This is a genomic window from Glutamicibacter sp. NPDC088483 (genome assembly GCF_044753145.1).
In the GTDB taxonomy this organism is placed as follows: domain Bacteria; phylum Actinomycetota; class Actinomycetes; order Actinomycetales; family Micrococcaceae; genus Glutamicibacter.
Genome location: NZ_JBIVMP010000001.1, coordinates 67,692 through 82,761, shown reverse-complemented (window position 1 = coordinate 82,761; position 15,070 = coordinate 67,692). Strand labels below are relative to the sequence as shown.

The 15,070-nt window shown below is 56.4% G+C and carries 12 protein-coding genes and 4 tRNA genes; 12 read left to right on the top strand and 4 right to left on the bottom strand.

All coding sequences use genetic code 11. The annotated features are described in order from the left end of the window. The first annotated feature begins 109 nt into the window (after positions 1-109). Entirely contained in the window at positions 110-1,846 is a 1,737-nt protein-coding gene (locus tag ACIP6G_RS00410) for an MOSC domain-containing protein (RefSeq protein ID WP_400288064.1), read from the top strand. Positions 1,847-1,877: 31 nt separating this feature from the next. Here the strand turns inward: ACIP6G_RS00410 and ACIP6G_RS00405 are convergent, their stop codons facing one another. Then, positions 1,878-2,771 (bottom strand): acyl-CoA thioesterase II, encoded by an 894-nt coding sequence (locus tag ACIP6G_RS00405; protein WP_105659197.1) that lies wholly within the window; start codon positions 2,769-2,771, stop codon positions 1,878-1,880. A gap of 173 nt (positions 2,772-2,944) precedes the next feature. Here ACIP6G_RS00405 and ACIP6G_RS00400 point away from each other — a divergent pair, with 173 nt between their 5' ends. Further along, entirely contained in the window at positions 2,945-3,604 is a 660-nt protein-coding gene (locus tag ACIP6G_RS00400; RefSeq protein WP_400288062.1) for a hypothetical protein, read from the top strand. 56 nt (positions 3,605-3,660) lie between these two features. On the opposite strand, the gene ACIP6G_RS00395 is transcribed toward ACIP6G_RS00400, so the two are convergent. From ACIP6G_RS00395 to pepN, 3 genes are all read right to left on the bottom strand, one after another. Beyond that, positions 3,661-4,179, bottom strand: coding sequence for a globin (locus ACIP6G_RS00395; RefSeq protein WP_105659199.1), 519 nt, complete (start codon positions 4,177-4,179; stop codon positions 3,661-3,663). A 12-nt stretch (positions 4,180-4,191) separates the two neighbouring features. Beyond that, complete coding sequence (locus ACIP6G_RS00390; protein WP_332486839.1) at positions 4,192-4,668, bottom strand: OsmC family protein; 477 nt, start codon at positions 4,666-4,668, stop codon at positions 4,192-4,194. An 81-nt stretch (positions 4,669-4,749) separates the two neighbouring features. Beyond that, positions 4,750-7,305 carry an aminopeptidase N gene (gene pepN, locus ACIP6G_RS00385; RefSeq protein WP_400288060.1) on the bottom strand — a complete coding sequence of 852 codons (2,556 nt, stop codon included), beginning with the start codon at positions 7,303-7,305 and terminating at the stop codon, positions 4,750-4,752. Between the two features lie 289 nt (positions 7,306-7,594). Between pepN and ACIP6G_RS00380 the strand changes: the two genes are divergently transcribed. The 10 genes from ACIP6G_RS00380 to clpX all read left to right on the top strand — a co-directional run bounded on the left by ACIP6G_RS00380 (position 7,595) and on the right by clpX (position 15,064). Continuing rightward, positions 7,595-8,068, top strand: a complete 474-nt coding sequence (locus ACIP6G_RS00380; RefSeq protein ID WP_400288740.1) for a ribose-5-phosphate isomerase — start codon at positions 7,595-7,597, stop codon at positions 8,066-8,068. A 2-nt stretch (positions 8,069-8,070) separates the two neighbouring features. Continuing rightward, positions 8,071-9,039 (top strand): Fpg/Nei family DNA glycosylase, encoded by a 969-nt coding sequence (locus ACIP6G_RS00375; RefSeq protein ID WP_400288058.1) that lies wholly within the window; start codon positions 8,071-8,073, stop codon positions 9,037-9,039. 186 nt (positions 9,040-9,225) lie between these two features. Beyond that, positions 9,226-9,299, top strand: a tRNA-Gly gene (locus ACIP6G_RS00370). Positions 9,300-10,108: 809 nt separating this feature from the next. Further along, positions 10,109-10,183 (top strand) — tRNA-Pro (locus tag ACIP6G_RS00365). Positions 10,184-10,325: 142 nt separating this feature from the next. Further along, positions 10,326-10,400: transfer RNA gene (locus ACIP6G_RS00360), tRNA-Pro, on the top strand. A 156-nt stretch (positions 10,401-10,556) separates the two neighbouring features. After that, a tRNA-Pro gene (locus ACIP6G_RS00355) sits at positions 10,557-10,631 on the top strand. A gap of 87 nt (positions 10,632-10,718) precedes the next feature. Beyond that, positions 10,719-12,050 (top strand): trigger factor, encoded by a 1,332-nt coding sequence (tig, locus tag ACIP6G_RS00350; RefSeq protein WP_400288056.1) that lies wholly within the window; start codon positions 10,719-10,721, stop codon positions 12,048-12,050. 223 nt (positions 12,051-12,273) lie between these two features. Then, on the top strand, positions 12,274-12,897 hold the full coding sequence (locus ACIP6G_RS00345; protein ID WP_286134321.1) for an ATP-dependent Clp protease proteolytic subunit: 624 nt from the start codon (positions 12,274-12,276) through the stop codon (positions 12,895-12,897). A gap of 47 nt (positions 12,898-12,944) precedes the next feature. After that, positions 12,945-13,604 (top strand): ATP-dependent Clp protease proteolytic subunit, encoded by a 660-nt coding sequence (locus ACIP6G_RS00340; protein ID WP_105658463.1) that lies wholly within the window; start codon positions 12,945-12,947, stop codon positions 13,602-13,604. A gap of 167 nt (positions 13,605-13,771) precedes the next feature. Beyond that, positions 13,772-15,064 carry an ATP-dependent Clp protease ATP-binding subunit ClpX gene (clpX, locus tag ACIP6G_RS00335; protein ID WP_400288054.1) on the top strand — a complete coding sequence of 431 codons (1,293 nt, stop codon included), beginning with the start codon at positions 13,772-13,774 and terminating at the stop codon, positions 15,062-15,064. Positions 15,065-15,070 lie beyond the last annotated feature (6 nt).

Sequence of the window (15,070 nt, the reverse complement as noted above, 5' to 3'; positions counted from 1 at the left end):
CCGGAGGGGCAGAACATTACCTGTTTTGAAATTCCGATATCCTCTGGCGCCTTCGGTTGGCGCCGCCTCGAACTCCCGTACTGAACTCGGCACTTACTAGAATGTAATCATGAAAATTGCTCAAATATATCGCTTTCCTGTTAAAGGGCTACCAGGCGAAGCAGTCAGTTCGGTCGCAGCCAAAAAGGGAAGCGGGCTAGAGGGCGATCGCTGTGTCGCCTTCGGAAACGGCACAATTGAGCACCAAGACGGACAGTGGCAGAGCTGCCTGAGCTTCACTATTCTCAAGAACAACAAGAGCCTGCAAAAGTGGCAAGTTGAATCCAGTTTTCCACTTATCACCATGACCGCGCCAGCATCTACAGGTGCGGCACCATTGACCTTTGATGCCAGTAGCCAGCATGGCAGGGATGCCGCCAGCACCTATCTGTCGAATCACTTGCCGGCGCAGGGGCCAAAACCGCGAAGATTGGTGTCTGCACCGCAAGGAATGTTCGATTCGCGACTGTCGGGCATTTCGATTATTAACCCCAATACGGTTGCGGAGCTGTCGCGAGTATCCGGGGTGCACTTGGATCCCCGGCGGTATCGAGGCAACCTTGTGGTGGAAGGCCTGCCCGCATACTCGGAATATGGGCTTATTGGCAAAGTGCTGCGCATAGGCGAAACCCGTATTGCCATTACCAAATCAATCGCCCGTTGCTCAGCAACCTCGGTAAATCCGGATACTACCGAAGTCGATACCAACGGACCCCGTTTGCTGGCAACGCACTTTGGCCACGTTCACTGTGGCATTTATGGAACCGTTCTGGAATCCGGGGTCTTGGAGACTGGCGCCTCAATTGAAATAGAAAACGAAGCAACAGAGGCCGAAGAACTGGTTCCAGTGAAGATCTCTCCACGGTTCATGACCATACTTCGAAACGAGGACTTGGGCTCAGGAGTAGTCGAACTGCTGCTTCACGATCCTTACGGATGGATTAAGTCTGAGTATGAACCGGGCATGCATCTAAGGGTTCACTTGCCAGATCCGCTGTGGAGAAATTACACCATCACCTCGGCGAGCGACCGGGGCATTAGTATCGCCGTTCGCATCCAAGGTGAAGCTTCAGCGAAAATAGCACAGCTGCAGGAGGACGAGCAACTTCTTGTCTCAGGGCCGTACGGTGTGCTGACCTCGGCTAATGTACTGGGCTCCAGCACTGCCATCGTCAGCGCTGGAATTGGCATCACTCCTGCTTTGGGGCTGCTCGGGGATGCTGCAGCGGTGAATGGCAGCCAAGATCTGAGGTTCATCCATGTCGAACGTGGCGGAGCCAGTGCCTTGTACTGCCGGCTGGAACAGATGGCTGCCGGGCTGAAGGCGCCAATCAGCTTGGATCGCATCGACACCTCCGAGGGGCGGCCAGCGGCTGCTGCGATCGCAGCACGACTACGCGGTTGCAGCAGGGTGGTGGTGTGCGGGCCTGAAGAGTTCACCAAGATGGTATTCGAGGCGTGCGAGCAAGCGGGAATTTCTGCTTCGCAGATTTACAGCGAAACCTTCGCATCACCGGCGACCGATCTGGAACGCCTTTTTGAGAACTATCCGCCCGCAGAAGTCTCTTGTCGCGGGAGCGAAAAGAATTTCACCTGGAGTGCGGAGAATGGAGTGTTGCTTGATGCGCTGGAAGAGCAAGGGCTTGAACCGGCTAGTCTTTGCCGCTCGGGTTCTTGCGGCGAATGCGCCGTTAGCCTGCTCAGGGGCAGGATTTCCTACCCGTTGGAGCCGAGCGCCCGCGTAGCACCGGGCCAGATCCTCGCCTGTATGGCCGTACCAGCAGGCGATATTGAACTGGACGCATGAACCACGCGGGCGGTGCGCTATCGATTCAGGACTAGTGCCCCTCTGCGAACTCAGGCAGGCGGATCATGCCTTCCTGGGCGACGGTCGCGACGAGCTCGCCTGCCTTGTTGTAGAACTTTCCCGCACCAAGTCCGCGGGCCGACGAGGCCGATGGCGAATGAAGTACGTAGAGCAGCCATTCATCGACTCGGAAATCCCGGTGCCACCACATTGCGTGATCGAGGCTGGCGATGCTCAAGCCGCGATGTACCCATGGCACTCCATGGGCTCGCAGGGCAGGCTCAAGTAGCATGTAGTCGCTCGCGTAAGCCAAGGCAGCTCGGTGCAGGGCGGGCTCATTGGGCATTGCCGAGGTGGTGCGCAACCAAACCGCACTATCGGCAAGCTTGGCCGAATTTCCTGGAAGGTAGATCGGTTCCGAAACATGCCGGACGTCGAAAGGCCGTTCGAAAGCCCATTCCTTTGCCACTGGATGGTCCAGGTGCCCCACGAGATCTGCGGTAGTCGGAAGCGACTCGGGATCCGGGATTCCGGCAGGCATTGGATCATGGTGTTCGAGGCCGTTTGCCGGTTCCTGGAATGAGGTGATCATTGATAGGATCGGTTCGCCATTTTGGTAGGCGTGCACTCGACGTGCGGAAAATGAGCGGCCATCGCGCAGGCGCTGTACGCCGAAAGTGATGTTCTGGTTCGGGTCTCCCGGACGCAGGAAGTAACCGTGCAGGGAATGGATCGCACGGGTCGCTTCAACTGTACGCGTGGCGGCCATGATCGATTGGGCCAGAACCTGCCCGCCAAAGACGCGAGGTCGAGTCTGCCCAGGGGTATGGCCGATGAAGATATCCTCATCCGTGCGCGCCTGGTCTTCTCCATCCAGATTCAACAGATCCAGCAGGATCTGGGTGGTGCCTAGGTCTTCAGTCACTGTGCGGGCTCCTTGGAATGCGATAGCGGAACAAAACCAAATTTAATGCTACTCGAAAGTAATATTTTCAGTTGAGATTCGGGCTCATAGGAAAACTATACGTTTCACGGAGCAGCATCACGCCATGAGCAAAGTCGCCACGCGTAGTTGCCGCTCCGTGAGACGATAAATATATGGCTAGTGATGCGGTGATTTTCGACGACAGTAATTCAGTAAGCGACTTAGCGAACTTTATTAGCCGGGCGAAAACAATTGAAGATGATGCGGCCCAATTCGTCGCTCGAAATACGGCCTTGGCTGTCTATGTACCTGTTTTGGTCCCTTCCGACCTCGGTCAAGGCGGCTATACCATCCTCGGAATGCGAGTTCATCGCTTGGCGCAGCCTGCAGATCTCAAGGCCAGCTATTCCTTGGCATCGATCCAGGATCGCCTTGCTCGCATGGGGGAGTCAACCGTCGACTTCGCGCTCCCACCGGTTGAAGAGAACCCTAAATGGGCTGGGATCTCCGTGCCGGTCTCAGGCTGGGAAGATGCAGGAGCCGTAGCGAACGACATGCTATCTTCCTCAGCTCAAAACGGCATCGACGCCGTCGCCCAAGCATTGCCGGTAAACCCGGGATTGCCTGTGCTTGTGCAGATACGGCAGCGAATTTGGGCTGCGGATGTGCCAGGAGAAGATTTGAAGATTCCTATGGGCTCCGCATTTGCCATGCATGCCTTGGGTTTCTTGGCGTCTGGCGGGCAAAGCCGAGTATTCCGCAATGGCAGTTGGACTCGACTGAGCAACGAGCGAGGGCATGTCCTTGTCCGCAAAGCCTCTTTGCTCGGCTAAGCAGTAATAAGGATATGGACTAGAACGCGCCCGTGGCGGTTCTAGTCCATAAATTCTTAGAGCAGATTCCGGTGTTCATCCGGAGTGTTCAGCAGCGAGTGGGCTGCACGCTCAAAGTAGTCCCGAAGGGTTTCGGCCTGCAGCATTGGCAGCTCTAGCTGGTCTATAGCCTTGTTCATATGGCCCAGCCAGACATCACGGTAGTGGCCGTTCACCGGGTAATTTGCATGACGCATGCGGAGCCGAGGGTGGCCACGATGCTCGGAGAATGTTGTCGGACCACCCCAGTATTGTTCCAGGAACAGCTGGAGGCGAACTTGGGCAGCCCGAAGCTCCTTCTCTGGGTACATCCGTCGGAAATCCTCGTCTTCGGCAACGGAACTGTAGAAATTCTTGGTCAGCTGCGCGAAGATTTCGCGACCGCCAACCTCTGCGTAGAAGGTACCGGGATAGTTGGCAACGTCGATCGGCGTTTCGGCGGCATCCAAGAATTCTTGGCTGGATCGGCCTAGAACCAGGGGATTGCTGAAGGGATCTTTTTTCGGGTCATGTGCAAGTGGCAGGTTTTCAGTCATTCGTAAAAATCCTCAGGAGGAGCTAGGGGATACCGGCTCGTGGAGAACCGGGAAGTTGACGGACCGGGCGATGAAGCAAACCTTGTTCGCTTGGGAGTGGAGCGAATCGGCAAGTTCTCGTTGGGATTCATCGGCAAGGTAAACGACGGGCCGCAAGATGGCTTGGGTGAATTCACCGCTGTTATCCCGATTGAGACGCAGTGTTCCAGAAGCATCGTCCGTATAGCCAGTGATATTCACGCCGTGGGTAACCGCTACATGCAGATACGAGAGCATGTGGCATTGGCTCAGGGCAGCAAGCAGGAGTTGTTCTGGATTCCAGCGATCGCGATCCCCATGGAATGTTGGATCCGCGGTGCCCGGCAAATCTGGCAAGCCCGATGCGCGCAATACATGGTCCCGGCCGTAGCTGCGGTAGCTTTCCGTTCCGGTTCCACGATTGCCTGTCCATTCGAGCCCTACCCGATATTCATGTTGCGAGAGGTCCATAGGTCTATTCTCCCACTTTTAACCGAAAGGTGGCGGCGGCTTCCGCATTGAGCAGAAGCCGCCGCCACCATCCGAGCGACCCTAGATTTCTAGTGTCTCGGCGTCCGCCCGACGCGCAGCGAGAGCCCGGACCACGTCGGCACGCGATTCCACCAGCAGACGGCGCATCGCCGCGTGCTTGGATCCCAGGGATTCCAGGAATGCATCCGTCTGGTCCAAAGTTTCATGCGAGACGTTGGAGCTGGGGTAGAAGCCGATCACAATCTGCTTGGCCATCTCATGCGAGTAGGATTCCCACGCGTTGACCAGCAGCCCGAAGTAGTCCTCGGCGTATCCGGAGATCAACGCGTTCTGGTGCACGTTGTTGAAACCGGAAATGACCGCGCTTTGCTGATCGTTGGACAAGGTAGCAGCGGTTGCCGCCCCGAATGCCTCTGCCTTTGCTTCTGCAGTTGGGCGGGAAGCTCGCGCGGTGTACCACGAGGCCTTGCCCTTGGCCGTGTCGTCGCTGGCCAGAACTGCGTCGAGATCAGCATCGCTCAGGTAGCCGCCGGCACTCAGCGCAATTGCGAAGGACCAGCGCAAATCGGTGTCAACGGCCAGGCCTGGCAAGCTCGCCGAGCCGTCGAACAAGTTCCTGACGCGATCCAACTGGGCGGCGGCGCGCGAGCGGTGCGCGAAGGCCTTGACGAACTGCAGCTGCGCGTCGGAGCCTGCTTCAGCATTGGAAGCCAGCTGCCACAGCTGGTCGGCAGCCTGCACCGAAAGTTCTTCGCTGCGTTCTGCAGCAACATAAAGATCCAGCGAGGTGTTCAGCTGGCGCAACAGCACCATGATCACCGTGGAATCCACCTCGTGGCCAATATTGTTCAGCAGCAACTGGACGTAGGTGCTTGCAGGGGCTTCGGCATCACGTACAGAGTCCCACGCGGCTGACCAAACAAGAGTGCGCGGCAGCGACTCCTGGAAGTCCTTCAGATGCTCGGTGGCAGTCGCCAAGGAAACTTCATCCAGGCGGATCTTCGCGTAGGTCAGGTCATCGTCATTGAGCAGAACCAAATCCGGGCGCTTCATGCCGGCCAGCGCGGGAACGAAGGTGAGCTCGCCATCGATATCAAGTTCTTCGCGGTGCACGCGCTGCAGCGTTCCGGCCTCATTGAGCGAGTAGAAGCCGACAGCAAGTCGGTGCTGGCGCAAAGTCGGGAACTGGGCAACGGCGGACTGGCGAATGGCAAAGGACGTAATAGCACCGTCATTGCCGGTTTCAATTTCGGCCTTGAGGGTGTTCACACCAGCGGTTTCCAGCCAGGATGCGCCCCAGCCGCTGAGATCGCGGCCGCTGGCGGCTTCCAGTTCCTTGAGCAGGTCTGGCAGCTCGGTGTTCTTCCAGGCATGCTTGGCGAAGTACTCGCGTACGCCAGCCATGAATTCTTCCTGGCCTACGAAAGCTACCAGCTGGCGCAGAACGCTGGCCCCCTTGGCATAGGTGATTCCATCGAAGTTGACCTCTACGTCTTCAAGGTCATTGATCTCCGCGACAATGGGGTGGGTGGAAGGCAACTGGTCCTGGCGGTAGGCCCAGTTCTTCTCCAACGTATTGAAGGTGGTCCAAGCGCTTGTGAACTCGGTGTTCTGCGCGGCCGCCAGAGTGGACATGAATTCTGCGAAGGACTCATTGAGCCACAGATCGTTCCACCACTTCATGGTGACCAGGTCACCGAACCACATGTGTGCCAGCTCATGCAGGATGGTGATCGCGCGGCGCTCAATCATGGCACCGGTTGGACGGGAACGGAAGATGTATTCCTCGAGGAAGGTCACCGCTCCAGCGTTTTCCATGGCGCCTGCGTTGAATTCGGGAACGAACAACTGATCGTACTTCTCGAATGGGTATGGGGTGCCGAAGTTCTTCTCGTAGAATTCGAAACCCTGACGGGTCACGGTGACGATGTTCTCGACGTCCAGGTACTGCATCATGGATGCGCGGGCGAAGACACCCAGCTCGATGGTGCGGCCGCTGGAGGAAACCAGCGAATCGCGGGCGACCTGGTAGGGGCCTGCGATCAGGGCAGTGATGTAGCACGAGATGCGCTGGGTTGGGGCAAAGGCCCAAGTTGCTGAATCGCCGTTTTCCTCTGGCGCAGGAGTCGGGGCGTTGGAAACAACGTTCCAGTATTTTGGCGCGGTGACCGAGAACTGGAAGGTGGCCTTCAAATCAGGCTGCTCGAAGACGGCGAACATGCGCCGGCAGTCCGCGACCTCGAACTGGGTGTACAAGTAGACTTCCTGGTCCACTGGGTCCACGAATCGATGCAGGCCTTCGCCGGTGTTCATGTACAGCGCGTCCGCGTCGATCACGAGTAGGTTTTCTGCGGCGAGGTTCGGCAACTGGATACGGATGCCATCTGAATGCTGCGCTGGGTCCAGCTCGACGCCATTGAGATTGATGGAGCGTACCGAGTCGGTGACTGCATCAATGAATGTCGAAGCGCCGGCGGTGGCGGAGAACCGCACCGTAGTCTTGGAAGTGAAGACGCGCGCACCGCGAGTAAGATCCAGGCTTACCTCATAGCTGTCAACGTTGAGCAGATTTGCGCGTTCGCTGGCCTCGGCGCGAGTGAGGTTCATTCCTGGCATGGGTTCTCCAATTCTTGGTGATGGCTATCCACCGGTGGAAGTTGTGAAATGAATATTGAATATCTGTCTATTGTGTCACCTTTGACCGGGCATTGCGCAAGTCATCGGGCCGAACAATTTACTCAATTTTCCAATAGCGTCCCGAAATTGCACGCTTTGGGACGCCTCGGAGACTTATTCGGTTCATACTCCGTGATGCGCAGCTGAGAAGTAGCCGGAGCGCGTGCAGCGGTCGCTATCCTAGATAGGACAGTAAAAGAACCCTCCCTAGTAAATGAGGCAATCGACTATGCGCGTGCATATCGCTACTGACCATGCAGGACTTGAGCTCAGCGAATACCTGGTAAAGCACCTGACCGCCAAGGGCTACGAAATGGTCAACCACGGCCCGAAGTCCTACGATCCGGAGGATGATTACCCGGCATTCTGCATCAACGCGGCACAAGCTGTTGTTGATGACCAGCGCGCGGGCGTGGACGCACTGGGTATCGTCTTGGGCGGCTCCGGCAACGGCGAACAAATTGCTGCCAACAAGGTCGAAGGGATTCGCGCCGCACTGGCGTGGAACATGGATACCGCGAAATTGGCCCGTGAGCACAACAACGCCAACGTCATAGCCGTTGGCGGGCGCCAGCACTCAGTAGAAGAAGCTGCGGAACTTATCGAGGCCTTCCTCAATGAACCATTTAGCGAAGCGGAGCGCCACGTACGCCGCATCGGCAAAATCGCCACGTATGAAACGACCGGCGAGGTCATCGACTAGTCGTGCCTGAAGGTCATTCCCTTCACCGTCTTGCCCGCCAGTTCGACGATGTCTTTGGCGGGCAAACGGTCCTGGTTACTTCTCCGCAGGGCCGTTTCAGCTCCGATGCCGCGCGCATCGACGGCCATCAGCTGGAACAGGCCTTTGCCAAGGGCAAGCAGCTCTTCTGCCGCTTTTCCAACGATCTCTATCTGCGAGTGCATCTGGGGCTCTATGGCGCGTTCAATTTCGGGGGAGACAGCTACTTTACGGGTGCTTCCTCTATTGGCGCCCCTCGGAAGATTGGTGAAATCGAAGCCAGTGCCAGTACGGATGCTGAGAAGTACACCGGCCCGCCCGCACCGGTAGGAGCAGTTAGAGCGCGGATCGTTTCCGAACACGGCTGGGCTGATTTGCGCGGGCCAACTGCATGCGAGGTTCTGGAGTACGAACAGGTCCAGATTCATCTGGATAAGCTCGGCCCGGATCCATTGATTGGGTCCGCAGTGCTTTTCAGGGCAGCCAAAGGCCAGGCTGATTTAGCGGACGCAGATATTCGGCTTGAAGCAGGCTTCAAGGAATTCCGGGCGAACCTGATGAAGACCAAGACAGCCATTGGCATCGTGCTCATGAACCAGGCGCTCATTTCTGGTGTCGGCAATATCTACCGAGCGGAAGCCCTATTCCGGAATCGAATCGCTCCGGAATTGCCGGCGAATGAACTCAGTGCTCAAAAGGCCAAATCACTTTGGTGGGACATCGTATCGGTAATGGAAGACGGCGTTCGCGATGGCAAGATCATCACTACCTTGCCCGAAGACCGCGACCCACAGGGCGTGGTTTGGCCCGATAACGCGTACTACGTTTATCAGCGGCAGGGAATGGGGTGCCGGAAATGTTCGGCGCAGATTTCCCTGGCCGAAATCGCGGCTCGCAAGCTGTACTGGTGCCCTCGTTGCCAGAAGCTTCCGCGCAAACATGTGAAGGCATAAGCTGCAGATTCGTCGATGGGACGAGCGGAGTTCTTTTCGTTCAGGCTCGTCGGCGTGTTTTGCTACCCATCACCGTACGGCAGTGATAAGGGAGAGGTGCCAAGTGAGACATGGAATCCCCGATTTGCAAAGCAAGAGTTTTATGGTCTAGACTGAATCTTGTTCGAAGCGCAGAAGCTTCGAAATGGGGATGTAGCTTAGTGGTAAAGCCTTAGTCTTCCAAACTAATGATGCGGGTTCGATTCCCGTCATCCCCTCCAAATGAAAAGGCCTCGCCGTGCGGGGCTTTTTCGCGTATCTGGACGAAGGCCGCTCTTTTCCTGGCCTCCTCTGCGTAGTGCAGCCATTTCGGGTCACTGCAGAAATGAGGCTACGAGAATGTTTGCGGCTTCCATTTTTCTGCTCCTGGACGTCAAATCGCATTCTTGTGCATCGGCGGGGAGCGTTTTTCCCAGGCCCGTTCACTTCGTCAGCGGCGGAGAAGAGTCGTCGCCGAACGTCGCTAATTGATTCGATGAGCCTCGGGTTCCGGGGTGCAGCTTCGGGAAATGGCGGTTTCCCGCTTTCAAATTTGCCAAACTGGCGCCCTCCTAACGCCTGCCTGGGAGCTGTTGGCATGGCGTCAGGTTTGCAAGCGTGACGCTTGGTTTCGACCGGGGTTCAGTCCAGCAGCCACGGATTATGTGCCGGGTCGCCGAGCAAAGCAACAGTTGCTGCGTGAACACCTGGAAAAATAATCGGCCGCATCTGGGTCCCAGTCAATGCTTCAAAGGAGAATGGGTGGATCCTGTCTTCCAGTCGGCCGGCGGCACTGGTGTTGCGGTCGCTCGAAAATCTACCTGTAATTCAACTCACGAAAAAGCGAGTTTTGGCTAAATTCTGTCTTGTGAAACGAGGAAAACCGCTAAATCATGCGGATGTCTTTCTGCAACATGCAAAATCCTCGATTTTGCTTTTGGTTCGAACCCGTGTAACTTAGTTTCTTGTGATCAGCACGGGAAACAAAACATTCCCGGACCGATTGCAAAACGGTTAGTCCAGATGAAACAAGCTTTCTTCTGAACTTTACCGGGGTGTAGCTCAGCTTGGCTAGAGCGCGCGCTTTGGGAGCGTGAGGTCGCAGGTTCGAATCCTGTCACCCCGACTTTATGGCTGAAGCAATTCAGCCGTAGAATTGAGAACTGAGAGATCAGTCCTCGTGAGTGGCGGAAATTGAAAAATTCTCGGTATTCAAGCAAAACGGTTAGTTGGAGCAAAGCATCGCTTGATGCGGCTTCCTGGCTAATCGGGGTGTAGCTCAGCTTGGCTAGAGCGCGCGCTTTGGGAGCGTGAGGTCGCAGGTTCGAATCCTGTCACCCCGACTTTACGAGTGAAAATCTTCGGATTCAGCTCGTGAAATTTGAGAGCTAAATATAATTTAGATCTTGTGATCACTAAGAACCGTAAAAAGTAACTAGTAAGCATCACAAACGATTAGTGGATACAGGATAACTCGGGTTAGACTGTTCACTGCTAATCGGGGTGTAGCTCAGCTTGGCTAGAGCGCGCGCTTTGGGAGCGTGAGGTCGCAGGTTCGAATCCTGTCACCCCGACTCTGTCGAACAACCCCGCAACGCCACCATGTTGCGGGGTTTTTTGCAGATTAGACCTAATATTAGACAACTCAGGAGTACAACGCTGTGAAGAGCGCCGTCGAAAACGTCAACCCGACCCGGGTTAAGCTGACCGTTGAAGTTCCTTACGAGGAACTGAAGCCCCGCGTCGATGAGGCGTACAAGACCATCGCTCAGCAGATTCAGATCCCAGGCTTCCGCAAGGGCAAAGTTCCTGCAAAGATGATCGACCAGCGCGTCGGTCGCGGCCATGTCATCGAGATTGCCGTCAACGAAGGTCTGAACGAGTACTACCAGAAGGCAATGGTTGAGAACGAACTCACCCCGCTGTCCCGCCCAGAGGTAGACATCACCGAATTGCCATCCCTCGAAAAGGAAGGCGAAGGCCAGCTGGTCTTCACCCTCGAGGTAGACGTACGTCCGAAGGTTGAACTTCCGGACTACAAAGGCATCGAAGTTTCTGTTGAGGCCAAGGAAGTTGCTGACGAGGACATCGAGAAGGCTCTCGACGATCTGCGCGGCCGCTTCGGCACCCTGAAGGAAGTTGAAGCTCCAGCAGCTGCAGACTCCTTCGTGACCATCGACCTGACCGCTGCTGTAGAAGGCGAAGAAGTCGACTCCGCACAGGGCCTGTCCTACCAGATCGGTTCCGGCAACATGCTTGAGGGCATGGACGAGGCTGTTACCGGCCTGTCCGCTGGCGAAGACGCAACCTTCGAGACCACCCTGGCTGGCGGCGAGCACGCCGGCAAGACCGCAACCGTCAAGGTTGTCGTCAACGCTGTGAAGCAGCGCGAACTGCCAGAAGCTAACGATGACTTCGCTCAGCTGGCTTCGGAATTCGACACCATCGCCGAACTGCGCGAGAACCTATCGAAGGACGCTGCAGAGGGCAAGGTTGTCGAGCAGGGCGTAGAGGCTCGCGAGCTGGTTCTGGACAAGCTGGTTGAACTGGTTGAGGTTCCTGTTCCTGCATCGGTTATCGATGAGCAGATCGAGCAGCACTTCAACGCACCAGACGCTGAAGCAGACCACGACACCGAAGAGCACCGCGCAGAGGTTCGCGAGAACACCGAGCGTGCTTTCAAGAACGAGATCATCCTCGACGCTGTTGCAGATGCTGAAGAAGTTGGCGTCGAGCAGTCCGAGCTGATCGACTACATCGTTCAGACCGCAGGCCAGTACGGCATGGAGCCAAACCAGTTTGCACAGATGCTGGACGGCGCAGGCCAGGTTCCAATGCTCATGGGCGAAGTTCGCCGCCGCAAGGCACTTGCAAAGGTTCTCGAGTTCGCTAAGGTTACCGATTCCAACGGTGCCGCAGTTGACCTGACCTCCTTCGTCAAGCCAGCCGGTGAAGAAGAAGCTGCTGAGGTTGAGGCCGAAGAGGCCAAGTAGTCTTCACTAAACTCTGATGGCCATCGGCCGCTTGTTCAAAACAAGCCGCCGATGGCCATTTTTGTTCGCTGCGGGCGTGCATCATGCGCCGTGAGCGAAACAGGGGCATGAAACTGCCCAAGAATGGCTTGAAGTAAGTAATCTCAAAGTAACCAGTTGTAGCTATGGGATTAGAAACAGAGATTCCAGAAACTGATCTACACGTTTGGAAGAGGTAGAGAACATGTCAAATGATTCGCGCACTCCCACTATGGCAGCCGCAGAGCCGGCCGGCCGTGATGACTACATCTACAACCGCCTGCTCAAGGAGCGCATCATCTGGCTGGGCTCCGACGTCCGCGACGACAATGCGAATGCCATTTGCTCGCAGTTGCTGCTGCTCTCGGCAGAGGATCCTGAGAAGGACATCTACCTGTACATCAACTCGCCAGGTGGATCGATCACCGCTGGCATGGCCATCTACGACACCATGAACTTCATCCCGAATGACGTCGTGACCGTAGCAACCGGTCTGGCCGCATCGATGGGCCAGTTCCTGCTTTCCTCGGGCACCCCGGGCAAGCGTTTCGCTACGCCGAACGCCCGCATCCTGATGCACCAGCCATCGGGCGGCATCGGCGGTACCGCCTCGGATATCAAGATCCAGGCTGAACTGATCATGCACATGAAGAAGGTCATGAGCGAGTTGACTGCAGAACAGACCGGTCAGACCGTGGAGCAGATCCTCATCGACAACCAGCGTGATAAGTGGTTCACCGCAGAAGATGGCTTGAAGTACGGCTTCTTCGATCAGATCGCAACCCACGCAGGCTCGGTCAACGGTTTCGTAGGCGACGACAACAAATAGTCGCACCGCATCGCTTGATACCCAAAGATTTGTCCTAGGAGAAAACCATGAACTTCAATCCGGAAGCCGTCAGCGGTCAGATGCCGTCGGCCCGCTACATCCTGCCACAGTTCGAAGAGCGCACCCCATACGGCTTCAAGCGCCAGGACCCATACGCAAAGCTATTCGAAGATCGCATCATCTTCCTCGGCGCCCAGGTTGATGACGCATCGGCCGATGACGTGATGGCCCAGCTGCTGGTCCTGGAATCCATGGACCCTGAGCGCGACGTTACCCTGTACATCAATTCGCCAGGTGGTTCCTTCACCGCGATGACTGCAATCTACGACACGATTCAGTTCATCCGCCCAGAGGTCCAGACCGTGTGCCTTGGCCAGGCGGCGTCCGCAGCAGCAGTACTGCTCGCAGCTGGTACCCCGGGCAAGCGTTTGGCCCTGCCTAACGCGCGCGTATTGATCCACCAGCCAGCAATGGGTGGCGGCGAACGCGGCACCGCGACTGACCTGCAGATCCAGGCCGAGGAAGTTATGCGCATGCGCAGCTGGCTGGAAGAGACCATTGCCTCCCACTCCGGCCAGGACGTTGAGAAGGTGCGCGGCGACGTGGAGCGTGACTTGTTCATGACTGCTAGCGAAGCCAAGGTGTACGGCATCGTAGACGAGGTATTGACTCCTCGTAAGCTGAACCGTGCTCAGCTGGGAAGCTAGCGCATACTTGGAATAATCCATGATGAATGGCGGTTTACCTAGTTGTTGGTCTGTCCAAAGGCAGACGGCACAACACAGGTAAACCGCCATATTCATCTAATTTGGGGGACTACTAGCCTAGAATTGAGTAAGTCCACAGCTACTCAAGTAAACGGGAGAATGGTGCGATGGGACGCATGGGTGAAGGCTCGGATCTGTTGAAATGCTCTTTCTGCGGGAAGAGCCAGAAGCAGGTTAAGAAGCTAATTGCAGGCCATGGTGTCTACATTTGTACTGAATGCATCGAACTCTGCAACGAAATCATCGCTGAAGAGTTCGCCGAAGAGCAGGTGCACGAAGAGTTCTCCTTGGCTAAGCCACGCGAGATCTTCAACTCGCTGCAGGAATACGTCATCGGCCAGGAGAACGCCAAGCGTGCTCTCTCGGTCGCTGTCTACAACCACTACAAGCGTATCCACGGCAACCAGGACCACGGTCCTGTTGCGGCGCTGACTAACGATGACCCGCTGGATGATGTGGAAGTCTCGAAGTCCAACATCATGCTTATTGGTCCTACCGGATGCGGTAAGACGTACCTGGCGCAGTCGCTGGCGAAGAAGCTGAATGTTCCTTTCGCTGTCGCCGACGCTACAAGCCTGACTGAAGCAGGCTACGTGGGTGAAGATGTGGAAAATATTCTCCTCAAGCTGCTTCAGTCTGCCGACTATGACGTCAAGAAGGCCGAGACCGGCATCATCTATATCGACGAGATCGACAAGATTTCCCGCAAGAGCGAGAACCCTTCGATCACCCGGGACGTTTCCGGTGAAGGCGTCCAGCAGGCGCTTCTGAAGATCCTTGAAGGCACAGTCGCTGCGGTGCCGCCCCAGGGTGGCCGCAAGCACCCTCATCAGGATTTCATTCAGCTCGACACCACCAATATCCTGTTCATCGTTGCCGGCGCCTTTGCCGGACTGGAAGAAATTATTTCTTCACGGGCCGGGCAGAAGGGCATCGGTTTCGGTGCTCCGCTGAAAGCGCTGAAGTCGGAGACCGCTTCCTACTCGGATGTTCGGCCGGAAGACTTGCTCAAGTTCGGCCTGATTCCAGAATTCATTGGTCGCCTGCCGGTGATCACCACGGTGGAGCATCTGGATAAGGACGCGCTAGTGCGCGTACTGACCGAACCAAAGAACGCACTTCTCAAGCAGTACCAGAAGATGTTCCAGATGGATGGCGTGGCTTTGAGCTTCGACCAGTCGGCACTGGAAGCAATCGCAGAACAGGCTATTGCACGCGAGACCGGCGCGCGTGGTTTGCGGTCGATTCTTGAAGAAACCCTCGGCGGCGTAATGTTCGACCTTCCAAGCCGCGACGACGTTGCCGAAGTGGTCATTACTCGGGCAACCGTCATCGACCGTGAAGATCCCACGTTGCTCTCTCACGCGATGGTGGCCAAGCGCGATATGAAGTCCGCCTAGCCGTAT

Bases quoted from the DNA above. Each gene is read 5' to 3' on its own strand.
- ACIP6G_RS00410 (WP_400288064.1), top strand. From the start codon at position 110: ATGAAAATTGCTCAAATATATCGCTTTCCTGTTAAAGGGCTACCAGGC.
- ACIP6G_RS00400 (WP_400288062.1), top strand. From the start codon at position 2,945: ATGGCTAGTGATGCGGTGATTTTCGACGACAGTAATTCAGTAAGCGAC.
- ACIP6G_RS00395 (WP_105659199.1), bottom strand. From the start codon at position 4,179: ATGACTGAAAACCTGCCACTTGCACATGACCCGAAAAAAGATCCCTTC.
- ACIP6G_RS00390 (WP_332486839.1), bottom strand. From the start codon at position 4,668: ATGGACCTCTCGCAACATGAATATCGGGTAGGGCTCGAATGGACAGGC.
- pepN (WP_400288060.1), bottom strand. From the start codon at position 7,305: ATGCCAGGAATGAACCTCACTCGCGCCGAGGCCAGCGAACGCGCAAAT.
- ACIP6G_RS00380 (WP_400288740.1), top strand. From the start codon at position 7,595: ATGCGCGTGCATATCGCTACTGACCATGCAGGACTTGAGCTCAGCGAA.
- ACIP6G_RS00345 (WP_286134321.1), top strand. From the start codon at position 12,274: ATGTCAAATGATTCGCGCACTCCCACTATGGCAGCCGCAGAGCCGGCC.
- ACIP6G_RS00340 (WP_105658463.1), top strand. From the start codon at position 12,945: ATGAACTTCAATCCGGAAGCCGTCAGCGGTCAGATGCCGTCGGCCCGC.
- clpX (WP_400288054.1), top strand. From the start codon at position 13,772: ATGGGACGCATGGGTGAAGGCTCGGATCTGTTGAAATGCTCTTTCTGC.